Consider the following 24,386-nt stretch of genomic DNA (forward strand, 5'->3'; position numbering starts at 1 on the left):
TTGGTGCTAACTCAGTTTATCCGGATTGTACCCGAAATAAGGCACATGCTTTTCATTAAACACCACGCCGTATTCTTCGAGTTCCGTTAAGATAGGCTCATACACTTCCTTGCGAATCGGCAGTTGAACACCCGGCGTTGTAATATTTCCATTCAGGATCTGCAATGTCGCCATAGCAACCGGAAGCCCGACGGTTTTTGCCATTGCAGTGTACGTCTGATCATCGCCGATACAAACCATTTTGGAGTCGATCTGCTTTTGCTCGCCGTTCAGTTCATACCCGAATTTATGGTACATCACAATCATGTCTTTGTCATCCGGTTTTAGTGTCCAGCTATCGTTCAGGATCTTTTCCAGGATCTGAGCAGGCGTTGCGTGTTGAAGCCCCACAATCTTGTTCGGGTTAAAGATGTCCAGTTCAAGCAATTTGTCCCACATAATGTCATCCTGCTCAATGCCAAGCTGCATGCGTGTTTTGATCTCTACTGAATCCGTTGGATGATATGGCAGAAACAGGTTGATGAACTCACGGTAGCTGATCGTTTCAGAATTATCAATCATATACGTATCATCGGTCATGCCGAGCTGCACGAACATATTCCAGGCACGCGAATAACCCACACGTCGGATGGTGCCACGATACAGTGTCAGGATATCGTCGAGTCCGTAGATGCTGCGGTATTTCAGCGAATCGCGGTTCGCATAGCCTTCGAAACGGCCGTAGCCTTCTACTTCAAGGAATTCGGTTCGACGGAATAATTTGTGGTACGGTATGTATTTGTAAGTCCCTTCCTGGATGAATTTTGCCGCACCGCCTTGTCCTGCAAGGACCACGTTTCGCGGTGCCCAGGTGAATTTATAATTCCAAAGATTGTCATCAGACTCCGGTGCTACGAGCCCGCCACAAAACGACTCGAACAAAATCATCTTTCCGCCTTTGTCGCGGATTTCATCGATTACCTTCATCGCGCTCATGTGGTCTATCCCGGGATCAAGTCCAATTTCATTCATGAAAATGAGGCCGTTTTCTTTGGCGGCAGCGTCAAGGCTTTGCATCGCATCGCTGATATAGGAGGCGGTGACCATATGTTTTTTGAACGTTACGCAGTCCTTTGCCACTTCAAAATGAAGGTGTGCGGGAAGCATGGAAATGACCACATCGGCTTTCTGTATTTCGGATTTGCGCTGCGCTTCATCGAAAATATCAAACGAGATCGCCGTAGCGTTCGGATGGTTATTTGTTTTACGCTGGGCCAGCTCAACTGACAAATCACCGATCGTCAGGTGCAGGTTTTCCGAGGCGGATTTGGCGAGCAGGTATTGTATCAGCGATGAGGCGGAGCGTCCCGCGCCTATGATCAGAATATTTCTCATTTGTTCAAATTATGGCGCAAATGTAGCTATTTGTTATATTTATAAAAAAGTATGCCGTGTTGTTTTTTCGTAAACCAATGCAGCTTACTTTTATGGAAAATTTTAGTCATGGATAAAAAGATAACAGCCACCGGCGCCTTACTTGGTTTTTTAGCAATTGTTTTCGGGGCGTTCGGGGCGCACGCGTTGAAGAAAGTCCTGACAGTAGATTTGCTGGCTGCATTCGAAACGGGTGTACGCTATCAGATGTATAACGCGTTGTTTCTCTTATTTCTGGGCAAATTTGATTTGGTATCAGAGCGATCGAAAAAAATCGTTTATAATTTGGTTCTTTGGGGCATTGTCCTGTTTTCAGGATCATTATATACCATTTCCCTGCTGTCGGTTGCTGACATCCAGGTTCGGCTGGTTGGAATACTCACCCCTTTTGGAGGATTACTGTTAATCATGGGTTGGTTTTGGTTATTTATTGAAATAATCCGCAAAAAATCATAAATTTTGAATTTACTACAACGTTGTAATTTTAAATTTTTTACTTTTGCTCTTTTAAAATTACAACTCAACTTTAAAATTTATGGCAAATAACGCTTTGGTTACGAAATCGATTTCGCTTGACAATTTAAACATACACAATGCGAACGTCCAATATCAGCTCACTCCGGATGAATTACACGATATTACGATACAGTCCGGGCAGGGCCGTGAAGCCTCAACAGGAGCCTTAGCAGTCAATACCGGCGAGTTTACCGGAAGATCTCCTCAGGACCGCTTTATCGTTGAAGACAGCATTACGAAAGACCAGGTTTGGTGGGGGAAAGTGAACATTCCTTTTTCTTCAGAAAATTTCGATAAATTATATAACAAGGTAACCGCTTATCTGTCCGGAAAAGAAGTTTTTGTCCGTGACAGCTACGTGTGTGCCGATGAGAACTACAGGCTAAATGTACGCGTGGTTACTGAAACGGCATGGTCAAATTTATTCTGCTACAACATGTTCTTAAGGCCGGAAGCTTCCGAACTTGAAAACTTTACTCCAGACTGGCACGTCATCTGCGCGCCGGGCTTTATGGCAGATCCTGCTGTAGATGGCACAAGACAACATAACTTCGCCATACTGGATTTCACAAAGAAGATTGCATTAATTGGCGGTACCGGATATACGGGAGAAATGAAGAAAGGCATTTTCTCCGCACTGAATTTTATTCTTCCTGTTGACAAAAATGCGTTGCCGATGCACTGCAGTGCCAATGTGGGCGAGAACGGCGATACGGCCATTTTCTTTGGCCTTTCCGGTACAGGAAAAACCACACTTTCTGCCGACCCGAATCGCAAATTGATTGGAGACGATGAGCATGGTTGGACCAGTGAAAATACAGTCTTTAATTTTGAAGGCGGCTGTTATGCAAAAGTCATCAACCTTTCTGAAGAAAACGAACCGGATATTTACCATGCCATTAAGCGGGGTGCCATCCTTGAAAACGTAATCTTCAAACCAGGAACAAATGAAGTGGACTACAGTGATGTTTCGATTACGCCAAACACACGCGTAAGCTATCCTATCTATCATATCGACAACATACAACCGGGTTCAATTGGTAAAAACCCGAAAAACATATTCTTCCTGACGGCGGACTCCTTTGGAATTCTGCCTCCGATTTCAAAACTCACACCAGGACAGGCGGCCTATCACTTTATTTCAGGTTACACCGCAAAAGTTGCCGGTACAGAAGCAGGTGTTACGGAACCGCAGCCTAATTTTTCGGCGTGTTTTGGAGCGCCTTTTATGCCATTGCATCCCACGCGCTACGCAGAAATGCTGAGTAAAAAAATGCAGGATGCCGGGGTTAAAGTATGGTTAATTAATACAGGCTGGACTGGTGGTCCCTATGGCGTTGGCCACAGGATGAAACTAAAGTACACCCGCGAAATGATCACCGCAGCGTTAAATGGCGAATTGGATCACGTTGACTATAAAAATCATGACGTTTTTGGCCTTGCCATTCCACAGTCCTGCCCTAACGTTCCGTCGGAAATCCTAAACCCTGGGAATACATGGGATAATCAGGATTTATATGATACAAAAGCCTTAGAGCTTGCAGCAAAATTCAAAGACAACTTTAAAAAGTTTGAAGAGTTTGCCAACGCTGAGATTTTAGCGGGAGGCCCATTGGTATAAACAGAAAATTGTAATTCAGAAAACCGGTTCGTCAGATCCGGTTTTTTTTATGTCCCGGATTTTATATCAAGACCTAATTTAGTTCCCTATCCGGAATTAAAACATCTAACAAAATATCCGGATTTAACGTAATAGAAAACCTTGCGGTTTCACTAGGGAAAACATTATCCCCTTCCCTGAAGGTAAAATACAAATTTTCCCGAATATATTTTACGGGAAAATCATACTTTTTCTTAATTTTTGGTCAATATGCAATCATGCAGTTTACAAAGTGATTTCCATAAAAAAAGCCACACAATGTATGGCTCTCCTGTAAGTATTTGTTTCTTCCTATTTTTCTTTATTTGCTTTCGCGATATATTTTTCAAGTGCCATAGTCATTGAAGGAGCTTCCGGAGAAGGCGCCATAATGTCTACACGAAGTCCGTGCTCCAACGCTTCTTTCTGCGTAGTGCTTCCAAACACTGCAATCCTCGTATTGTTTTGCTCAAAATCGGGGAAGTTCTTGAAAAGAGATTTAATTCCGGTTGGACTGAAAAAAGCCAGCACATCGTAGTAAACATCTGCAAGGTCAGAAAGGTCACTCATTACAGTCTTATAAAAAGTAGCCTGTGTCCAATCCACTTTGAGGTTGTTCAGAACCTGAGGCGCATCGGCATTTAATTGGTCTGAAGCAGGTAGCAGGAACTTTTCATCTTTGTATTTCTTGATCAGCGGAGACATGTCGACAAAATCTTTTTGCCCCACATATATCTTGCGTTTCCGGTATACCACATATTTCTGTAAATAAAAGGCAATGGCTTCCGATTGGCAGAAATATTTAAGTCCTTCCGGGATTTTGTAACGCATTTCTTCAGCAACCCGAAAAAAATGGTCGATTGAATTCTTGCTGGTAAGAATGATTGCCGTGTAATTGTTGAGATCAATTTTCTGAAGCCTGACGTCTTTAGCGTTAACGCCTTCGACATGGATAAAAGGTCTGAAATCAATTTTTACTTTGTGCTTCTGTTGGAGCTCGTAGTAAGGGGAGTTTTCTACTTTAGGCTCTGGCTGGGAGACCAAAATTGTTTTCACTTTCATATAATAATAACTTTCATTTAGGCTTTTTTCGTAAACCAGTAATACATAAAATAGTAGGGCGCTATTTCAAGTGCGCAAAGATACAAAATAAAGTAAAACAACTTACTTATTATTAAATTTTGATAAATCTTCAAAGAATTAAGATATGTCAGCACATTTATTATCAAAATAATGGAAATAATGGAATAAATTGCGGCAGCCGAAACGTTGTTATTGTAAAACAAGAAAATATTAACCGGAAGTAACAGCAGGCCGAGGTAGGTTCGGTAACTGACCTTCTGCAAATTAAACTGCTCTATGAATTCTTCTATATTGAAAGAAACCGAAATAATTTTCTCGACCAGAAATTTTGACAGGATAAAAACACCCGTCAGCGTGAGCAATCTAAGATACAAAACCCAATCCGTTTTCGAAATCTGGCCATTACTGAAATAGCTTAGGAGAAACTGTATGAAAAACGCAATCGAAATGACCTGAACAATGAAAAGCAAAATCGTAAACCAACTCATCAGGTTGGAGCTGTCTTTGTAGATTTTAATATATTTGTCCGAGAAAATTAATCTGGAAAACTCCGCGAAACGGCCCTCAAAAACGGTTTTCGCCAAAGCCAAGAGCGCGAAACACACTACGAAAAGGACCGTCGCCCAATCCTTGTTCTCCAATACGCGCTCCTGAAATGAAATTGCCATCACCATGCCGCAAAATTACTAATTTTTTGGTTGCTTATTTATTATGCTTTAATTAAGATTCAGCATCGATAAAAAGATTATTTTTGCCGTGAAATTTACTACAGCATGACCGACAGTATAGTGATCATTCCCACTTACAATGAGATTGAAAACATCGAAAGTATCATCAGGGCAGTGCTTTCACAGCATAAGCATTTTAACCTGCTGATTATCGACGACAATTCCCCTGACAATACTGCCGGAAAAGTTACCGAATTGCAACAGGAATTTCCGGGAAGGATTTTTCTGGAGAGACGTGATAAGAAGTCCGGACTGGGTACGGCATATGTTCATGGATTCAAATGGGCACTGGCAAAGGGTTATGAATACGTTTTCGAAATGGACGCCGATTTTTCGCACAATCCAAAAGACCTCGAAAAACTCTACAACTGCTGTCATTTTGAAAGTGCGGATGTAGCCATCGGATCGAGATATGTGACGGGGGTAAATGTGGTAAATTGGCCGTTAAGCCGTGTGTTGCTTTCCTATTTTGCCTCGGTGTATGTAAGAACAATCACCGGAATGAAGATTCATGATGCTACGGCAGGTTTTATGTGCTACCGAAGCGAAGTACTCAAAAGCATCAATCTTGATAAGATAAAATTTATTGGATATGCATTCCAGATCGAAATGAAATACCGGGCGTACGCAAAAAACTTTGTGATCAATGAAGTACCGATAATTTTTACAGACCGTACAAAAGGACAGTCCAAAATGAGCAATTCCATCATCAAAGAAGCCGTTTTTGGTGTAATTTCCTTAAGAATCAGAAAATTTTTCAATAGGCTATAGGCCAATAAGACAAGTAAGCGCAAGAACATGAAAAGGACTTTAATACGAAATGCCAAAATTGTCAACGAAGGGACCATTTTTGAAGGTGACCTGCTGATTGAAGGCGAATACATCGTCGAAATCGCGGAAAGCATCAGCTTCAAATCGTCCGCTACAAAAATAATCGATGCGGGAGGAAATTACCTTATTCCCGGCGCCATTGACGATCAGGTACATTTTAGGGAACCCGGGCTTACCCACAAAGGAGATATCGCCTCTGAATCCCGTGCAGCTGTCGCAGGAGGCATTACGTCATTCATCGAACAGCCGAACACCATTCCGAACGCAGTGACACAGGAGTTGCTGGAACAGAAGTACCAGCTCGCTGCCGGTCGTTCCTATGCCAATTATTCTTTCATGCTTGGCGGGACAAATGATAATATTGCAGAAATCCTCAAGACAAATCCACGAAATGTTGCGGGAATAAAATTATTCCTGGGCTCCTCAACAGGAAATATGCTCGTCGATGATGACGAAGCTTTGGAGAAAATTTTCTCGAGCACGCCAATGCTGATTGCAGTGCATTGTGAAGACGAAACCACCATCAAAAATAACCTTGAAAAATACAACGCGGAATATGGTGAAGATATTCCGGTCACGGCGCATCATTTAATCCGAAGTACGGAAGCGTGCTATCTGTCTTCGTCGAAAGCAGTGGCACTGGCCAAAAAAACCGGCGCCAGGCTTCACGTTTTTCATTTGTCAACAGCGAAAGAACTGGATCTTTTCACCAACAAAATCCCCTTGGAGGAAAAAAAGATCACCGCGGAAGTATGCATTCACCACCTTTGGTTTACCAATGAGGATTATGCTGCCAAAGGCAACTTCATCAAGTGGAACCCAGCCATAAAAACCGCAGAAGACCGCCAGGCGCTTTGGGAAGCATTGCTGGACGACCGCATTGATGTGATTGCTACCGATCATGCGCCCCATACCCTTGACGAGAAAAAACTGCCTTATCTACAAGCACCGTCCGGAGGCCCATTGGTACAACACGCGCTTGTTGCGATGTTTGAAGCACACCATCAGGGAAAAATTTCAGTCGAGAAAATAGTCGAGAAAATGGCACACAATCCCGCAAAATTATTTGCAATTGAAAACCGTGGCTTCATCCGGGAAGGCTATCATGCCGATCTGGTAATCGTTGACGCAGGGATGCCCTGGAGCGTTAAAAAAGAAAATATACTGTATAAATGCGGCTGGTCCCCTTTTGAAAATTATACATTCAAGTCGAGAATTACACATACCTTTGTCAATGGCGAACTGGTTTACAACAATTTTAAGGTGAAGGATGTCCAGTGCGGCCAACGCCTTCTGTTTAACCGACAATGATGTTACATGAAAAAATTAGCATTCTTTTTTATTGCCGCGTTCTTATGGACAGGCTGTAATGACAATCCGGTAGAAAAGCCAAAAAATCTGATTCCGGAGGACCAGATGGTGGATATCATCTATGATCTGTCATTATTGGAAGCCATCCGGTTGTCCGACCCAGGCGCTATAAGAGAAAAAAAGATTAACCCTTCGACCTATGTTTACGAAAAGTACAAGGTAGATAGCTTACAGTTTGCCAAAAGTGACCATTACTACGCAGGCGATATCAACAAATATGCCAAATTGTATGAAAAGGTCGAAAAACGCCTCGAAAAGAGAAAAGAAACAGAGGATGAAGCTGCAAAACAATTTCAAAAAGCTCCGTTAATAAAGGAAGAATTGAAGAAAGAATCGGTGATAACCAAAAAAACGAAACGCAATAAAAAGAACGCTTCCTCTTTTAACGCAAATTAAAGTAAAGCGCCGTTTTTTTTATCACCTGCACCATCGGTTCGAAGCTGAAGTTTGATGATTCCACAATCTTTTTGTTGTCATACAACTCCTTTGCATGCAAAGATCGCGCTGTGGCTTTGGACAGCCGTCTCCTCCGGCGGGACAATAACGATAAAAACCAGTCCAATCGCCATGCCACTTCCGTAAGCCATTTTTTTGCATAAACATGCGGCGGCTTACACTGCAGTGCTTCGGAAATCATAAGACTTAGCTGGTCAAAACTTACATTTTCCGCGATCAACGTAAATCTTTCTCCTTTGATATCGTGCTCCATGAGCCAATGCATGACCGAAGCAACATCCCAAACACCGATAAATCCTGTGGTTCCTTTGGTGTAATATTTTAAGCCGCTGCTGAGTTCCGAAAAAATCTTCCCGCTACCTTGTTGCCAATCGCTCCGTGCCGCATATGGACCAATGATCACCCCAGGGTTAACAATGACCACTTCCAGGCCTTCCTGTTGCCCACGCCACACCTCCATTTCGGCGCCATATTTAGAAATAGCATAATCGCTGTGGTACCGCTCTGCATTCCATTCTGTGGTCTCAGACACAATGTGTTCATTTTCATTCAGGTCGCCCAAAGCCGCAATGGAACTGACATAACAAATCTTTCTGACATTATTCGATAAAGAGAAATTCACGATGTTCGCCGTGCCTTCAATATTGACTTTCCGAAGTGCTTCTTCATCAGCCGGGTCAAACGAAATCATCGCGGCACAATGGTACACCAGGGTGATCCCCGAAAAGGCATCGTGCAGCGAAGGAACCTCCGTAATATCTGCATTACACCATTCGATCGCATCAAAAAACGCCTCCTTTTGATACATCGAAAATAGGTTGCGGACTTTTTCTATTCCCGCATCGTCACGGTATAAAGCACGCACTTTGCGCCCTTCCTGTGCAAGGCGCAGTAAAAGATGTGAACCCACAAGGCCCGTAGCTCCGGTGACTAAAACCATAGCACAAAGGTAATCATTTGTTATTGGCGGAATCCGCTAACAAAATCAAGTTTAAAATTTTATCTTTGCGCAAATTTATAGCAAAAATGAAGAATTTAGTCGAAGAATTGCGGTGGCGCGGGCTGTATCATGACAGCATGCCCGGAACGGAGGAACAACTTTTAGCAGGCCCGGTCACGGCTTATATAGGATTTGATCCCACAGCTGATTCTTTGCATATCGGAAGCATGGTGCAAATCATTTTGCTGACGCACCTTAAGAATTTCGGGCACAAACCAATTGCCTTAGTCGGCGGCGCAACCGGGATGATTGGCGATCCTTCCGGAAAATCAGATGAGCGCAATTTGCTCAATGAGGCGCAGCTGGCAAAAAATGTCGAAGGCATAAAAAGTGTGCTTTCCCGTTTCCTGGATTTTAATTCCACGGAAGCGAACGCACCCATTATGGTGAATAACTACGACTGGATGAAGGATTTTACCTTTATCGATTTTGCACGTGAAGTCGGAAAAAGAATCACTGTCAACTATATGATGGCGAAAGATTCGGTCAAAAAACGTTTGTCCGGTGAAGGCGAAGGAATGTCGTTTACCGAGTTTACGTACCAATTAATACAGGGTTACGATTTTTATCACCTGCATAAACACTACAACTGTGTGCTGCAAATGGGCGGTTCAGACCAGTGGGGTAACATCACCACCGGAACGGAGCTTGTGCGCCGTATGAATCCGAATTTGGAAACCAAAGCTTTTGCATTGACTACGCCGTTGATTACAAAATCCGACGGTTCAAAATTTGGAAAGTCGGAGGGCGGGAATATTTGGCTCGATGCCGACAAGACTTCCGTATACAAGTTTTACCAGTTTTGGCTGAATACCAGCGATGAAGATGCTGAAAAATACATCAAAATCTTTACGTTTTTAGACAAGGCAGTAATCGATGCTTTGATTGACGAGCACAAGACTGCGCCGCATCTGCGGGTGCTGCAGAGAAAACTGGCAGACGAGATTACGGTTTTTGTACATTCTGAATCAGAACTGAATAAGGCAAAGCAAGCCTCGAACATTCTTTTTGGCAATGCCACTGCCGATGATTTAAAACAACTTGACACCACTACTTTCCTCGAAGTTTTTGATGGTGTGCCACAGGCTGAAATTTCAAAAACAGACCTCGCGGACGGCATCGACATCGTGTCGCTGCTGAATGAAAAATCGGGGTTTATGAAGTCGAACGGTGAAGCAAGGAGAGCCCTGGCGGAGCATTCCATCGCCGTGAACCGCGAGAAAGTAGGTGAAGATTTTTCACTGACCGCCAAAGACCTGATCAATGATACATTTGTGTTGCTGCAGCGCGGAAAAAAGAACTACTTTATCCTTCGCATGGTATAAACGAAATCGTGAGTTTCCGCTTCAAATAAATACAACCAGCTTCCGGGCTGGTTTTTTTTATCCGCTTTTTTCACGTAATGGTTGTGCTGAAATCCCGGCTGGTTCCATACGCTGACTGGCTGGTCTCATATGTTGGCTGGTTGGTTCCATACGTTGAATGGTTGGTCTCCTACGCTGGGTTCTTGTGGCTGCTGCACAGACCCTGCCGGCAACTGTAGTAATACGTCTACAAAGTCGTTCAACAACCTATTGATTTATTCTATATTTTTGAGTCAAACACAATTAACTATGAAAAAAAACTACACTTTATCCTTTTTATCCCTACTTATTTTTGGTGTTACGGCTTCAGCACAGGCGGTCGACGACTTTGCCATCACAGATCAGAATGTACCGGCAGCCATTTATGTGCTGGCCAATGACAACCTTAGCGGGGGACTTGCAGCAGAACCGATTGCCATTGTCTCTCCGCCGTCGTATGGGCAGGTCGTCCTAAATGACAACGGCTCACCTACGGATATGGCAGATGACTACATCACCTACACGCCGGATAACAATTACAACGGTGTGGATACGTTCATTTACCAAATTACCGATGCTTCGATGGTGACGTCCACTGCAACAGTGACGGTGGTTATTACTCCACCAACGACAGGAGGCGATCCTCCGCTGGCCATTGACGACAATGCCGCTACCCAGGAAGATATTGCGGTGGTCATCAACATACTTGAAAATGACGCGTTTGGTGAAGACCTGTATAGCATTTCAATTGTTGATGCCCCTGCGAATGGGACGGCAGTAATAAACAACCAGGGTACGCCCGGCAATCCAACTGATGATACAATAACTTACACGCCAAACCCTTCTTTTTACGGTGCTGATTCTTTTGTATACGAAATCAGCGATATAGATGGCGATACATCGATGGCAACAGTTACGCTTTATGTGTCAGAAGACGGTTTTTATGAACCGCCTTTTGCTACGAACGACATAGCCACTACGGATGAAGACAACCCTGTGACAATTGCTGTAATTGGTAACGACAGTTTCGGCAGTGAAGGTCCAGGATCTTTAAGCATCGCCTCCCAGCCTGTTAACGGTACGGCTGTGATCAACGACAATGGCACGCCGGCAGACCCGCTTGATGATACCATTACCTACACCCCGAACGCCAATTACAATGGGCCGGATACATTTACCTATAGCATTACCGACAGCAGCGGCAATGCGGCAACGGGTTCAGTGACGGTCAATATTGTACCTGATGTTCCTTCCGCCGACCTTCCTGTCGCCGTAAATGACAATGCCGTTACCATGGAAGACACCCCTGTAACGATAGCAGTCGTCACTAATGATGACCTGGTCGGAAGCACCACATGGACGCTGGCCATTACCACTCCACCTTCCAATGGTTGGGCTGTGGTCAATAACAATGGTACGCCTGGCGATGTCTCTGATGACACGATAACATACACCCCTAATCCAAACTACAATGGAATCGATTCTTTGGATTACTCTTATTTAGATGCCAATCTTGTTGCTGTAGCCACAGCAGTTGCTTTCATAGTTATTACGCCCGATGTACCAACATTGGACGTCCCTCTGGCTACTAATGACGGTGCCACTATATCAGAGGATACTGCAGTTGTGATCAACGTTTTGGCAAATGATAGTTTCGGCGGGGACGGACCTTCATTTGGGAGTATTAGCGTGAATCCGACCATGCCGGAAGTGACGGCAATGGGCGGTATGGTGTCTGTAAATGACAACGGTACTCCGCAGGATCCCACTGACGATACGATTATCTATCAGCCCAATCTGGACATCACCGGCGTGGACATTTTTACGTATACCATAACTGATGCTAATGGCGACACGGCAACCGCAACTGTTACGGTGCAAATTGGTTCCCAAATTGATCCTGAGGAGGTACCGCCTGTAGCCGTAGATGATATGGTCACTACTGGATTAAATACCGCAGTGGAAATAGATGTACTGGCAAACGACACTGGCGTCAACAGCCAATTTTGGGGCATATCCATCCAGGAAGCACCAAGCCACGGCAATGTCATTATAAATGAAAATGAAACTCCGGCAGGATTTGACAATACAATTACTTATATGCCCGAAACTGGGTTTACCGGACAAGATTCTTTCATTTATAAAATCTTCGGAAGCCTTGGCATGGATTATGCCACCGTATCAGTAACTGTGGGTGGAAATGGGAATGGCAGCATCGTGTTGAAAGCCTTTTTTGACGCGAATGGCAATGGGGTTCAGGATCTGTCAGAAGAAGCATTTACCCAGGGCAAATTTCATTACGAAAAAAATAATGACGGCACGGTGGTTGATGGGGTTTCCTCTACAGGTAATTATTATATAAGCGTTAATAATCCGGCAGATACTTATGATCTGAATTACAGCATCAATAATGATTTGGCCCAATATTATACAGTTGCTACACAGCCGTTTCAGGATATAACTGCTGTCCCTTCAGAGTCTTCCGAATTTAAATTTGCGATTACTGGTACCGTTTTCACAGATGTCAATGTCGAATTAATCCCCATTTCTTCTCCCAGACCCGGATTTACATACATAAACATGATTGCTTACCACAACAATTCAGCACAATCTGTATCCGGCACCCTGACCTTTGGTCATGATAGCATCGTGACAATCAATAGTGTATCACAAGGAGGCATTGTAAATACCGCAACCGGCTTTACTTATGATTTTAGCCTCCCTCCTTTCGGAACACAGAATATCTACGTTTTAATGCAGGTTCCTGTAATCCCTACTGTTGCCTTGGGCGATTTGCTTACCAATACAGTCACGATTTTCGTGAATGACGATGCGGCGCCAAACAACAACACCTCAGCAGTCACCCAAACTATTATTGGCTCTTATGACCCAAACGACATTACAGAATCGCATGGGGAGAAAATCGTTCATTCGACGTTCACTGCGGACGACTACCTGTATTACACCATCCGTTTTGAGAATACAGGAACGGCCAATGCCGAAAATATCCGCGTAGAAAATATGCTTGATGCACAATTGGATGAAGGCACAATTGAAATGGTCAATGCCAGTGATAATTATACAATGGAACGGACTGAAAGCAACCTCGTCTGGAATTTTGATAACATTCAATTGCCGCCAGTAGAAGAGAACATGACTGTTGGCCATGGCTACCTGACCTACAGGATCAAGCCGAAATCAGGCTACGCCATCGGTGACATTATCCCGAACACCGCCAATATTTACTTTGACTTTAATCCTGCGATTGTGACAAATACTTTCAATACAGTATTCGTATCGACGCTTTCCATCGCTGATGCCAACGATCAAAAGCTGTCCGCTTATCCCAATCCAACGAAAGGAATGTTGAATATCTCCGGAGCCACTGTAATTGAAAATGTGGTGGTGTATAACCTGCTCGGACAGGTCGTTCTGAAGAAAGAAATTTCCGGAAATAATGGAAGCATCGATGTGTCTTCGTTACCGAACGGCATTTACAACGTTCGGATCGCGTCTGCGGAAGCGGAGAAATCCATAAGAATTATAAAAAACTAACGCCGTTTAATGTTAAAGCCAAAATGAAAAAAATAAGTTTTATAGGACTATTATTGTTACAAATTATTGCCGGAAGGGTTTCAGCGCAAATGGTCGCCAATGACGATGTATTTGATGGGCTGCAGGGCATTGAGGGTGGCTATTCCACGAGCTATACGCAGGGCGAAAATCCTTTAAAAGTAATCAACAATGATTTGCTTAACGGCAATGCATTCAACTACTCACAGGTGACGCTGACACAGATTTCCACCACAAATCCATCGGTAACGCTTGCTACGAATTTCGGCGGCTATATCTACGTAGCGCCGGGAACGCCTACCGGGAGTTACCAGATTGTCTACCAGATTTGTTCCAACGCCAATCCTGCACTTTGCGATACTGCAGTGATTACGGTGAATGTGTGTTCGATTGCGAGACCGAACTTAAACAAACCGGACAGTTGTGACGACCCATTTGACACGTTTGAAATTACAGGATTGCCCAGCTCGGGAACCTGGTCACTGTATCGGGGATATCTGGGATCTCCAATTGCCGAATATTCGCTCGTTGCTACGGGTACGGGCACAACCTACACCGATTCCGGACTACCCCCAGTCTCTCCACCAGAAACACATGGATTCGGCTACAGGGTTGAAGACGCTCAAGGTTGTAGCGCCGTTTTTGGAGTTTGGAAGGAGCTGTGGGATCTCGATGTAAACGCCGTATTGACCGGGGAGTACATTGATTCCAATAGCAACGGCATTGTTGATTTAAATGATATGATGAAATTGACCATGATGGTTACCAATAATTTAAATTGTACGATGCAAACTGTCAGGACATTGGATCAATACTTCTATAACTTAGAGCCCGGAGCTACTGTATCACTCGTGGTATATTTACCAATTGATCAAAATGACATTAATAATGGTTATTACTCTTTGTACTATTTAGATGTTTGGGCTTATTCAAATGGCTATGAACTCAACTCAAAAGTAACGCTTCAATCAAACGTCCCGCTTCAAATCGCCGATGGCATCAGGCTCAACGCCTTTATAGACGCCAATACCAATGGCACGAGGGATGTGGGTGAAGTGGATTACAACGATACTTACAACGTGACCATTAATGGTGTTAACCACGGTTTCTATACGCCAACGGGTAACGTAGTAGTTTACGAAACCAATCCTGCTAATGTCTATAGCATCAGCGTCGGGAATTCGTCAAATTGTACCTACATTTTCCCACCTGCGCTTTCGAACATCACCGTGCCTTCCGGATCAGGCATCACGACGTATAACTTCCCGGTAGTTTTTAATGGCAACTGTGAAGATTTGAAAGTGGACGTTTTTCAAAACGGCGCGCCGCCGATTCCCGGATTTAACTTCGTCAACAGGATTGTATACCGGAACAACGGCATGTCTACAATCGCGTCGGGATCGATTAATTTTGCATCGGACAATGCGGTGACAATCGTTGGGGTATCTCCGACGGGCCCTGTGATCACGCCAGGCAGCATGACGTATAATTTTGTGAACCTGGCACCGGACGAATCCCGATACATTGATATAACAATGCACACCCCGACAATTCCAACAGTGTCGCTTGGGCAACATTTCACCAATACTGTTTCTGCCTCCATCCCTCCGGACGACATCAATACTGCCAATAATAGTAGTGCCATTACCCAGACTGTCGTAGGCTCATATGATCCAAACGATAAAGCCGAGAACCATGGTGCGACGATTGTGCACAGTACTTTTACTTCAGACGACGTATTGACATACACCATTCGTTTTGAAAATACGGGAACTGCCCCCGCAACGGATGTAAGGGTAACGGACGTACTGGACCCAAAGCTCGACGAAACTTCTATTCGGATGGTTTATGCCACACACAACTACCTTTTGGAAAGGACCGGAAATAATTTGGAGTGGATGTTCAACAACATTAGTCTTCCTGTTTCAGCCAATGGCAGTACCGGAAAAGGGTACCTCGTTTTTACCATAAAGCCTAAACCCGGCTACGCCATTGGTGACATTATCCCCAACAGTGCAAACATCTATTTTGATACTAACCCCGCTATTGTGACGAATACTGTTAATACGGAATTTGTGTCCACACTTAACGTAGATCACATTCAGGACTATAGCTTGTCCTTTTTCCCAAATCCTGTGAAAGATCATCTTACCGTGACCTCAAAAGAAAAAATTGGAGAAATCACAATCTCCGATATCACCGGGCAAACAATCATGAGTATAAAACCGAACGCAGTAGACATCAATCTGGACCTCAACCCAATGCAGGCCGGTATTTACCTCGTCCGTGTAAAGTCTGCGGAAGCGGAGAAGATTTTTAAAATCATTAAGGAGTAAGCCCAGTTCATACCAAACAAAAATCCCGCCTTGTGAGCGGGATTTTTTTATAAACTAAAGTAGATTTCTAAAGTTCCAATGCTTTCTTTGGATTGTTGTCCATTAGCAATTCTGCTGGGTTTTCCAAACCTTCTTTGACCGCTACCAGGAAACCTACAGATTCACGTCCATCGATAATCCTGTGGTCATATGACAAGGCCACATACATCATCGGGTGAATTTCCACCTGCCCATTTACCGCAATAGGGCGCTCAATAATATTGTGCATCCCAAGAATTCCGGATTGGGGTGGATTGATAATCGGTGTCGAAAGCATACTGCCGAATACGCCACCGTTGGAAATGGTAAACGTTCCTCCGGTCATGTCGTCAACGGTGATTTGACCATCGCGTGCTTTGATGGCCAATCTTTTGATTTCAGCCTCCACACCACGGAAAGTCAGGTTTTCAGCGTTTCTTACCACTGGGACCATGAGTCCTTTCGGGCCGGAAACCGCTACAGATATATCGCAGAAATTGTAAGAGATTTTTTGGTCGCCATCAATCATTGAGTTTACATCAGGATACAATTGCAACGCACGCGTCACCGCTTTGGTAAAGAATGACATATAGCCAAGGCTTAGTCCGCCGTGTTTGGCTTTGAACGCGTCTTTGTATTCGTTACGTATTTTGTTGATTGGTGTCATGTTGACTTCGTTAAAAGTCGTTAACATCGCCGTTTCGTTCTTTGCAGCGACGAGCCTTTCCGCTACTTTTCTGCGCAGCATTGAAAGTTTCGTGCGCTCTGAACCACGATTTCCGCCCGTTGGTGTTCCCATTGAAGGAGTTGCGTTTACGGCATCTTCTTTGGTTACCCTGCCACCTTTTCCGGTTCCGGTAAGGCTCTCAGGGCTAATATTTTTTTCGTCCAATATCTTTTTGGCTGCTGGCGAAGGCGTTCCTGAAGCATAAGTTGCTGCCGGAGCCGGAGCTGCTTTTGGCGCTTCTTCTTTTTTCGGAGCTTCTGCTTTTGGAGCTTCTTTCGGACTTTCGGACTTCTGACTTTCGACTGACCCTGAAGGTTTTGCAGCATCTGTATCGATCAGGCAAACCACCTGTCCTACTTTGACGGCATCGCCTTCTTCGGCCTTTAAAGTGATGATTCCGCTGGCTTCTGCAGGGAGCTCCAATGTGGCTTTGTCAGAGTCAACCTCAGCAATGGCCTGGTCTTTTTCAACATAATCGCCGTCTTTTACAAGCCAGGTTGCGATTTCAACTTCGGTAATCGATTCGCCCGGAGACGGGACTTTCATTTCTAAAATCATGGTCTATAATTTTATTTGGTGTTGTCTGTTTTAGTCTAATTTCAAAATTACACTATTTTTTAGCCCTGATCGAAGCGGCATCCTTTTTATTTTTCCTTTAAAAATAAAAAGATATAGCGTAGAGCAGGAAATAGCTTCTAATTAAATAAATTCTTGTCAAAAACCATTGCAATTGCGGCAGCATGGCGTTTTTTAGAACGGGCATAACTTCCGGCAGCCGGTGCGCTATAGGCTTTTAATGAGGCGACACGCAGTTTCACTTCTTTGAAATTCATTAACATATAACTGTAAGCACCCATATTTCGTGGTTCTTCCTGTGCCCATACGTAATCGTCGGCATTCGGATAAGACGCAATAATCGCTTTCAATTGCTCAACCGGTAAAGGGAAAAGTTGCTCGATACGAACCAATGCCACATCTTTGCGGCCGTTCGCTTCCCGTTCCGCCAATAAATCATAATAGAATTTACCGGTACAGAACACGAGCGATTTTACGTCTGCTTTATTCACGGTAGTGTCGTCCAGCGTTTCGCGGAAAGTACCCGTCGCAAATTCATCGGCAGTAGAAACCACTAGTGGATGGCGTAATAAACTCTTTGGTGTGAAGACAATTAACGGTTTGCGATAAGTTGTTTTCATCTGCCTTCTCAACAAATGGAAGAAATTAGCAGGAGTCGTGCAATCGGCGACAAACATATTTTCGTTCGCACACATTTGCAAATAACGCTCCATCCTTGCAGACGAGTGCTCTGCGCCCTGGCCTTCATAGCCATGTGGCAGCAGCATGACCAATCCGTTTTGGTTGTTCCATTTGTCTTCTGCCGCTGAGATGTACTGGTCGAGCATAATTTGCGCACCGTTCGAAAAATCCCCAAATTGTGCTTCCCAGATTGTCAGCGTTTTCGGGCTGGCCAATGCATAGCCATAGTCGAAACCGACCACGCCATATTCTGACAGCAGCGAGTTGAATATGTTGAATTTTCCTTTTGCGTTTGGAAGCGTTTGTAACAAAATCACTTCTTCTTCAGAATCCTCGACTTTCACCACGGCATGGCGGTGCGAAAAGGTTCCGCGTTCCACATCCTGTCCGGAAATCCGCACATCATAACCTTCAGTCAGTAAACTTCCGTACGCGAGTAATTCGGCCATCGCCCAGTCCAGCTTGTCCGTTTCGAAATACATCGTTTTGCGGTCGTTGATCAGTTTCTGGATTTTGCTGATGAATTTTTTATCGGATGGCAGTTCGGTAATCACTTTTGCGATTCCCGTAAGCGTTTCTTTCGGGAATGTTGTATCGGTATTCTGAAGCATTTCTGCCTGGTCTGCCTGTTTGAAACCCTGCCATTCGTTTTGCATGAACGGCGTGATGATGGTCAGGTCCTTTTTGCGGGAAGCCTCAAGATTTTCCTCGAGATTTGCTTTGTAGGTGTCTTCGAGACCTTTTACGAAAGTCGAATCAATAACGCCTTCCGCCAACAACCGTTCCGCATAAATGTCGCGTGGATTTTTATGCCTGGCGATGATCTTGTATAATTTTGGCTGTGTAAAACGCGGCTCATCACCTTCGTTGTGGCCATATTTCCTGTAGCCTAACAAATCAATAAACACATCACTTCCGAACTGCATGCGGTAATCCAAAGCAAATAGCATCGCATGGACAACTGCTTCAGTATCGTCGGCGTTGACATGCAACACCGGTGAAAGGGTTACCTTCGCGACATCAGTACAATAGGTTGAGGAACGGGCGTCGAGGTAATTCGTCGTAAACCCAACCTGGTTGTTGATCACAATGTGAATTGTTCCTCCGGTTCTGTAACCGTCCAGCTGTGCCATCTGTACGATTTCGTATACAATTCCCTGGCCGGCAACGGCGGCATCTCCATGAAGCGCAATCGGGAGCACTTTAGAAAAATCGTCCGGAAAATAGCGGTCCTGCTTGGCACGGGTGATTCCCTCGATAACAGCACCGACTGTTTCAAGATGCGATGGATTGGGCGCTAGGTTGATGTTGATGCTTTTGCCTGATTTGGTTTTCCTGTCGGAAGTCAATCCTAGGTGGTATTTTACATCGCCATCAAAAAGCGCGTCATCGTCATAATCTTTTCCGTCGAATTCAGAGAAAATATCCTGGGTTGATTTTCCGAAGATATTCGCAAGTACATTCAGCCTTCCGCGGTGCGCCATCCCCATTACAAATTGCTCCACGCCTTTTTCGGCAGCGGCTTCGATTAATGCATCAAGGCCCGGAATAATGGATTCCCCACCTTCCAGCGAGAAACGTTTTTGTCCAACATATTTAGTATGCAGGAAGTTTTCAAACGAAACTGCCTCGTTTAGTTTTTCAAGTATGTTCTTTTTCTGGTCGGCATTGAATTTTGGGATGTTGTCATTGTATCCGATTTTATCCTGGATCCACTGGATTACCTCTGGCTTACGGATGTACATATACTCTACACCGATGGATTCGCAGTAGATATTTTTAAGGTGTCCCAGAATTTCAGTCAGCGTGCACGGCTCCAGCTTCATCGCTTTGGCGGCATCGAAAACCGTATTCAGGTCAGCGTCTGACAATCCGAAATTGGCAATATCAAGCGTGGGCGACCAAATCCTCCTTTCTCTTACAGGGTTGGTTTTGGTAAACAAATGCCCGCGCGTGCGGTAGGCATCGATTAATTTTAAGACGTTAAACTCTTTCTGTAATTTTTCTGAGATCTGGCTGACATCCTGCGTAGCGGCAGCATTGGCAATTTCCGACGCGGGAACTCCGACAGGATATTCGTCATTGTATGTGGTCATACCAAAATCGAAACCCTGTAAAAAACTCCTCCAACTCGGTTCGACGCTGTCGGGATTCTCTAAATATTGGTCATATAAATCGGCGAAAAATTCAGTGTGGGCTGCATTTAAAAAGGAAAACCTGTCCATATTTTATGTTGAAAGTCCTGGTTGTTAAAAGTATCCTGCAAAAGTACGATAATTACAATAAACTAATAATTATTTTCTACATTTATGACTTAAACTTATCATAAAAAAGGGCTATGAAATCCATTTGTTTTAAGAATATTATAAAATTGGCGCTGTGTGTCTTTTTTGCTGCTGCCCCAAAGTTGGCCCTGGCGCAGGATCAGGCAACTGGCGGTGACTTTTGGGACCATGTTCGCTTTGGTGGCGGCCTGGGACTTAGCTTCGGAAGCGACTACACGAACATCGCGGTGGCACCCGGAGCCATTTACCAATTCAACAATTATTTTGCCCTTGGCGTAGGGCTTCAGGGAAGCTATATAAAAGTCAAAGGCGATTACGGAGGAGACGATTTAAACAATTATAAATCATGGGTTTATGGCGGAAGCATTGTCGCTTTGTTTAATCCGCTCGAACAGGTCCAACTGTCGGCAGAACTCGAAGAAGTGCGTGTGAATTCGGTATTTTCCTATCCGGGAACCCCAGATATCAAAGACAACTTTTGGAATACCGCCTTGTTTCTGGGGGCAGGTTACCGAATTGAAAATGTGACCGTTGGTTTGCGTTATGATGTGCTTTACGATCGGGATAAAAGTATTTACGCTGATCCATTTATGCCTTTTGTGCGGGTTTATTTTTAAGGCTTGCTAAATTATTTAATTTTTGACCGAAACCTTACGGCCAGACTTTTGCTGTCCAAACCACACATTTTTTCCAACTCTTCGATCGAACCCTGCGATATGAACCGGTCAGGAATCCCGATTACCTCAACAGCAGTCTTGTATCGATGCAGATTGACGAAATCGTTGATGGCACTACCGAACCCACCTGTAATTACACCATCCTCGACGGTAATTATTTTTCGGAATTTCCGGCAAATCTTATGTAGCGTGGCTTCATCGATCGGTTTAATGAATCCAAAATCATACCAGGCAAAATGACTGGTTTCATCTGCTTCAGAAAGCGCATGCATTACATTGTTTCCAATACTACCGGTACTTAATACTGCCGTTCCGGTTCCCGTTTTCATAAGCTGCGCCTTCCCTATTGCTGTTTTCTGATATTTGCCAAAATGTTCCTGTTCCCAAAAGGCGACTGTCCCGCGCCCGCGTGGATAACGGATTGCAATCGGATGATTGAGTCCAAGCTGGGCGGTATAAAGAATGTTTTGAAGCGCAATTTCGTTGAGCGGCGCATACACAATCATATTCGGGATGCAACGCAGGTAAGCGATATCAAATACACCATGGTGTGTCGCGCCATCTTCACCCACCAATCCTGCCCGGTCCAGGCAGAAAATTACAGGAAGATTTTGCAGGGCCACGTCATGGATAAGTTGATCATAGGCGCGTTGCATGAACGTCGAATAGATATTGCAGAATACGACCATTCCCTGAGTTGCCATTCCAGCAGCGAGCGTTACGGCATGCTGTTCCGCAATCCCAACATCAATGGCCCGTTCGGGAAAAACTTCCATCATATATTTTAGAGAACTTCCGGAAGGCATGGCTGGCGTAATCCCAATGATCTTCTGATTCTTTCTTGCAAGATCTAAAACCGTAAGGCCGAAAACATCCTGAAATTTCGGTGGCAGATTGGCCTCATATTTTACATGGATTTCGCCAGTTTCCTTATCAAACTTGCCTGGTGCATGGTACTTGACCTGATTTTCTTCGGCAAGCTGCATTCCTTTTCCTTTAGTGGTGATCACGTGCAGGAATTTAGGACCTTTTATTTCCCTGAGCCTTTTTAATTCAGCCATCAGCGCTGGGAAATCATGTCCGTCTATGGGGCCGGAGTAGTCAAAATTCAGGGATTTGATTATGTTGTTCTGCTTCGGATTTTTACCGGATTTCACGGCAGTCAGGTAATCCTTCAGCGCACCGACGCTGGGGTCGATACCGATGGCGTTATCGTTGAGCACCACCAGCAAATTGGCATCGGTGACCCCGGCATGGTTCAGCCCCTCGAACGCCATGCCGCTCGCAATGGAAGCATCTCCAATTACCGCGATGTGTTGTTGCTCAAACGCTCCTCTGAGGTTTGATGCCAATGCCATGCCCAACGCTGCTGAAATGGATGTAGAGGAATGGCCGGTGCCAAAAGTATCGTAAATGCTCTCACTGCGCTTTGGAAATCCGGAAATGCCGCCGAGCTGCCGGTTGGTTTCGAAACGGTCCTTTCGGCCCGTCAGGATTTTATGCCCGTAGGCCTGGTGGCCCACATCCCAGACAAGCAGGTCATCTGGTGTATTGAATACATAATGCAGTGCAATGGTCAGCTCCACAACCCCAAGACTTGCTCCAAGATGCCCTTCCGTTTTAGAAACGATATCGATGATGAAGTCACGGAGTTCCTGCGCCAGTCGCGGCAGTTGTTCCGGCTTTAGCCTGCGGAGGTCTTTTGGGGTATTTATTCTTGAAAGTAAGGTCGGCATCTATTGGATATAAGTACAAATTTACGACTTTGTTTTACGCATTCCAGATTATTTTTGGATCGAATCAATTGGGCGCACCACTTTGCCGCCAACAGGATGCTTCGACGTCGCGGTTTTTGGCCCTACAAATTTTATTTCCTCTATGCGTGGGGCGGGCGGCGGTGGAGGTGGCTGAGGAACCTCCTCAAACGGGATGTCGGGACAGGAAATACCCATCACAACTTGGTGCTCCGGGAATATGCCCCTATTAATGAACAATACCCTCCCCGGATAGGAAGGACTAAATTGATGATCATCTACTACAGCTACTTCTCCCATCGTTCGGTCGTTGCTGCAACTGAACAGCGTATTTCCCATCACTATAAAAAGGGCTAACAGGAAAGCCTTGCGGAAGGTCCGCCGCTTGTACAACACCCTCTCGGGAATTTGTATGTCTATGAACTCAAGCTGCGCCTTCCTGAATCTGCCACAGGTGCGTTCGCCTTTGTGGTGCAAGAAGTAATGTTGTACTTCTTCAGGTACCATTCGGGTAAAGTCGACGACGGATTTAGAACAACTGCCACAGAATTTACCCGTTTGTTCGAGGGTCATTTTTTCCCAGGCTTCGTTACAGGGTTTGGGAACGGAAATGCGAAAATCGTCCATAAAGTTTCGGTTGGTTCGTTTTGATAACGGAATGCATTGTGAAAATAGTATTTTTACCGCATGGAAAACATCTTTACGGACGAGTACTTCATGAAGAAAGCGTTGCAGGAGGCCGAAGCGGCGTACAGCAAAGGCGAAATCCCCGTTGGGGCGGTGATTGTTATTGACAATAAGGTCATTGCGCGCAGCCACAACCTTACTGAGATGCTAAACGATGTCACAGCACACGCTGAGATGCAATCGATTACCGCCGCCGCGAACTTTATCGGAGGCAAATACCTGAAAGGCTGCACACTGTATGTGACGCTTGAGCCCTGCCAGATGTGTGCCGGGGCTTTGTATTGGAGCCAAATCGCGAAAGTGGTCTATGGTGCTGACGACGACCATCGTGGATACCGTGTGGTGGGCGGAAAACTGCACCCGAAAACTGAGGTCATTTCTGGTATTTTGGGAGAGGAATCAGCGTCACTGATGCGGCAATTTTTTGCGGAGCGCAGGAAGTAACTTTACGACAAAACCCTAGCCCAGATTGAAGCCGGTATCCTTTGCGAGGCACGAGCAAAGATAAAGGCGGAAAGCGGGATCATGCTCCAAAAAAATATTATAAAAAATGTGAAAAATTTTCTTGTAATCGTTTCATAAAATAATTTACATTTACTACAATATTGTAACATTTAGACAGTTATTGGCATAATTGGAAAATGTTAATTTTTGATTTTCCAAACGTTCCTTGTAACCAATAACTCTTTATA

The 24,386-nt window shown here is 44.6% G+C and carries 18 protein-coding genes; 10 read left to right on the top strand and 8 right to left on the bottom strand.

The genetic code is table 11. The features are described 5' to 3' along the window. Positions 1–6: 6 nt before the first annotated feature. Positions 7–1,374 (bottom strand): saccharopine dehydrogenase C-terminal domain-containing protein, encoded by a 1,368-nt coding sequence (locus tag CFE23_RS06405; RefSeq protein WP_291085758.1) that lies wholly within the window; start codon positions 1,372–1,374, stop codon positions 7–9. A 108-nt stretch (positions 1,375–1,482) separates the two neighbouring features. On the opposite strand from CFE23_RS06405, the gene CFE23_RS06410 reads away from it, so the two are divergent. Continuing rightward, a complete protein-coding gene (locus CFE23_RS06410) occupies positions 1,483–1,869 on the top strand; it encodes a DUF423 domain-containing protein (protein WP_291085761.1) in 387 nt (128 codons plus the stop codon). Positions 1,870–1,948: 79 nt separating this feature from the next. Further along, positions 1,949–3,550, top strand: a complete 1,602-nt coding sequence (pckA, locus tag CFE23_RS06415; protein ID WP_291085764.1) for a phosphoenolpyruvate carboxykinase (ATP) — start codon at positions 1,949–1,951, stop codon at positions 3,548–3,550. A 330-nt stretch (positions 3,551–3,880) separates the two neighbouring features. Here the strand turns inward: pckA and CFE23_RS06420 are convergent, their stop codons facing one another. Next, complete coding sequence (locus CFE23_RS06420; RefSeq protein ID WP_291085767.1) at positions 3,881–4,630, bottom strand: uroporphyrinogen-III synthase; 750 nt, start codon at positions 4,628–4,630, stop codon at positions 3,881–3,883. A 17-nt stretch (positions 4,631–4,647) separates the two neighbouring features. Beyond that, positions 4,648–5,319, bottom strand: coding sequence for a DUF4271 domain-containing protein (locus tag CFE23_RS06425; protein WP_291085770.1), 672 nt, complete (start codon positions 5,317–5,319; stop codon positions 4,648–4,650). A gap of 105 nt (positions 5,320–5,424) precedes the next feature. Between CFE23_RS06425 and CFE23_RS06430 the strand changes: the two genes are divergently transcribed. From CFE23_RS06430 to CFE23_RS06440, 3 genes are read left to right on the top strand one after another with little or no spacing between them, the layout of a single operon-like run. Continuing rightward, positions 5,425–6,150 carry a polyprenol monophosphomannose synthase gene (locus CFE23_RS06430; RefSeq protein ID WP_291085773.1) on the top strand — a complete coding sequence of 242 codons (726 nt, stop codon included), beginning with the start codon at positions 5,425–5,427 and terminating at the stop codon, positions 6,148–6,150. Between the two features lie 27 nt (positions 6,151–6,177). Beyond that, a complete protein-coding gene (locus CFE23_RS06435) occupies positions 6,178–7,521 on the top strand; it encodes a dihydroorotase (RefSeq protein ID WP_291085776.1) in 1,344 nt (447 codons plus the stop codon). A 6-nt stretch (positions 7,522–7,527) separates the two neighbouring features. Continuing rightward, on the top strand, positions 7,528–7,977 hold the full coding sequence (locus tag CFE23_RS06440) for a DUF4296 domain-containing protein (RefSeq protein ID WP_291085778.1): 450 nt from the start codon (positions 7,528–7,530) through the stop codon (positions 7,975–7,977). Here CFE23_RS06440 and CFE23_RS06445 read toward each other — a convergent pair. Beyond that, positions 7,964–8,977: an NAD-dependent epimerase/dehydratase family protein gene (locus tag CFE23_RS06445; protein ID WP_291085781.1), complete on the bottom strand. Its 1,014-nt coding sequence runs from the start codon at positions 8,975–8,977 to the stop codon at positions 7,964–7,966. The genes CFE23_RS06440 and CFE23_RS06445 overlap by 14 nt on opposite strands. Before the next feature lie 86 nt (positions 8,978–9,063). Between CFE23_RS06445 and tyrS the strand changes: the two genes are divergently transcribed. The 3 genes from tyrS to CFE23_RS06460 all read left to right on the top strand — a co-directional run bounded on the left by tyrS (position 9,064) and on the right by CFE23_RS06460 (position 16,289). Beyond that, positions 9,064–10,362, top strand: coding sequence for a tyrosine--tRNA ligase (gene tyrS, locus CFE23_RS06450; protein ID WP_291085784.1), 1,299 nt, complete (start codon positions 9,064–9,066; stop codon positions 10,360–10,362). A gap of 288 nt (positions 10,363–10,650) precedes the next feature. After that, positions 10,651–13,935 (top strand): Ig-like domain-containing protein, encoded by a 3,285-nt coding sequence (locus CFE23_RS06455; protein WP_291085787.1) that lies wholly within the window; start codon positions 10,651–10,653, stop codon positions 13,933–13,935. A 23-nt stretch (positions 13,936–13,958) separates the two neighbouring features. After that, the gene (locus CFE23_RS06460; RefSeq protein WP_291085790.1) at positions 13,959–16,289 is read left to right on the top strand and encodes a T9SS type A sorting domain-containing protein; all 2,331 of its coding nucleotides are present in this window, start codon (positions 13,959–13,961) and stop codon (positions 16,287–16,289) included. A gap of 67 nt (positions 16,290–16,356) precedes the next feature. Here CFE23_RS06460 and odhB read toward each other — a convergent pair whose 3' ends face one another. Then, positions 16,357–17,592 (bottom strand): 2-oxoglutarate dehydrogenase complex dihydrolipoyllysine-residue succinyltransferase, encoded by a 1,236-nt coding sequence (gene odhB / locus CFE23_RS06465; protein WP_291085793.1) that lies wholly within the window; start codon positions 17,590–17,592, stop codon positions 16,357–16,359. Positions 17,593–17,729: 137 nt separating this feature from the next. Continuing rightward, on the bottom strand, positions 17,730–20,516 hold the full coding sequence (locus CFE23_RS06470; RefSeq protein WP_291085795.1) for a 2-oxoglutarate dehydrogenase E1 component: 2,787 nt from the start codon (positions 20,514–20,516) through the stop codon (positions 17,730–17,732). A 113-nt stretch (positions 20,517–20,629) separates the two neighbouring features. On the opposite strand from CFE23_RS06470, the gene CFE23_RS06475 reads away from it, so the two are divergent. Continuing rightward, positions 20,630–21,193, top strand: a complete 564-nt coding sequence (locus CFE23_RS06475) for a hypothetical protein (RefSeq protein ID WP_291085798.1) — start codon at positions 20,630–20,632, stop codon at positions 21,191–21,193. Between the two features lie 11 nt (positions 21,194–21,204). Here CFE23_RS06475 and CFE23_RS06480 read toward each other — a convergent pair whose 3' ends face one another. Continuing rightward, entirely contained in the window at positions 21,205–22,989 is a 1,785-nt protein-coding gene (locus tag CFE23_RS06480) for a 1-deoxy-D-xylulose-5-phosphate synthase (RefSeq protein WP_291085801.1), read from the bottom strand. A gap of 48 nt (positions 22,990–23,037) precedes the next feature. Beyond that, a complete protein-coding gene (locus CFE23_RS06485) occupies positions 23,038–23,634 on the bottom strand; it encodes a hypothetical protein (protein ID WP_291085804.1) in 597 nt (198 codons plus the stop codon). A gap of 60 nt (positions 23,635–23,694) precedes the next feature. Here CFE23_RS06485 and CFE23_RS06490 point away from each other — a divergent pair, with 60 nt between their 5' ends. After that, a complete protein-coding gene (locus CFE23_RS06490) occupies positions 23,695–24,138 on the top strand; it encodes a nucleoside deaminase (protein ID WP_291085807.1) in 444 nt (147 codons plus the stop codon). The last annotated feature ends 248 nt before the right edge of the window (positions 24,139–24,386 follow it).

The organism is Flavobacterium sp. BFFFF1, assembly GCF_002256285.1.
Taxonomy (GTDB): Bacteria; Bacteroidota; Bacteroidia; order Flavobacteriales; family Flavobacteriaceae; genus Flavobacterium.

Bases quoted from the DNA above. Each gene is read 5' to 3' on its own strand.
- CFE23_RS06405 (WP_291085758.1), bottom strand. From the start codon at position 1,374: ATGAGAAATATTCTGATCATAGGCGCGGGACGCTCCGCCTCATCGCTG.
- CFE23_RS06410 (WP_291085761.1), top strand. From the start codon at position 1,483: ATGGATAAAAAGATAACAGCCACCGGCGCCTTACTTGGTTTTTTAGCA.
- pckA (WP_291085764.1), top strand. From the start codon at position 1,949: ATGGCAAATAACGCTTTGGTTACGAAATCGATTTCGCTTGACAATTTA.
- CFE23_RS06420 (WP_291085767.1), bottom strand. From the start codon at position 4,630: ATGAAAGTGAAAACAATTTTGGTCTCCCAGCCAGAGCCTAAAGTAGAA.
- CFE23_RS06425 (WP_291085770.1), bottom strand. From the start codon at position 5,319: ATGGCAATTTCATTTCAGGAGCGCGTATTGGAGAACAAGGATTGGGCG.
- CFE23_RS06430 (WP_291085773.1), top strand. From the start codon at position 5,425: ATGACCGACAGTATAGTGATCATTCCCACTTACAATGAGATTGAAAAC.
- CFE23_RS06435 (WP_291085776.1), top strand. From the start codon at position 6,178: ATGAAAAGGACTTTAATACGAAATGCCAAAATTGTCAACGAAGGGACC.
- CFE23_RS06440 (WP_291085778.1), top strand. From the start codon at position 7,528: ATGAAAAAATTAGCATTCTTTTTTATTGCCGCGTTCTTATGGACAGGC.
- CFE23_RS06445 (WP_291085781.1), bottom strand. From the start codon at position 8,977: ATGGTTTTAGTCACCGGAGCTACGGGCCTTGTGGGTTCACATCTTTTA.
- tyrS (WP_291085784.1), top strand. From the start codon at position 9,064: ATGAAGAATTTAGTCGAAGAATTGCGGTGGCGCGGGCTGTATCATGAC.
- CFE23_RS06455 (WP_291085787.1), top strand. From the start codon at position 10,651: ATGAAAAAAAACTACACTTTATCCTTTTTATCCCTACTTATTTTTGGT.
- CFE23_RS06460 (WP_291085790.1), top strand. From the start codon at position 13,959: ATGAAAAAAATAAGTTTTATAGGACTATTATTGTTACAAATTATTGCC.
- odhB (WP_291085793.1), bottom strand. From the start codon at position 17,592: ATGATTTTAGAAATGAAAGTCCCGTCTCCGGGCGAATCGATTACCGAA.
- CFE23_RS06470 (WP_291085795.1), bottom strand. From the start codon at position 20,516: ATGGACAGGTTTTCCTTTTTAAATGCAGCCCACACTGAATTTTTCGCC.
- CFE23_RS06475 (WP_291085798.1), top strand. From the start codon at position 20,630: ATGAAATCCATTTGTTTTAAGAATATTATAAAATTGGCGCTGTGTGTC.
- CFE23_RS06480 (WP_291085801.1), bottom strand. From the start codon at position 22,989: ATGCCGACCTTACTTTCAAGAATAAATACCCCAAAAGACCTCCGCAGG.
- CFE23_RS06485 (WP_291085804.1), bottom strand. From the start codon at position 23,634: ATGGACGATTTTCGCATTTCCGTTCCCAAACCCTGTAACGAAGCCTGG.
- CFE23_RS06490 (WP_291085807.1), top strand. From the start codon at position 23,695: ATGGAAAACATCTTTACGGACGAGTACTTCATGAAGAAAGCGTTGCAG.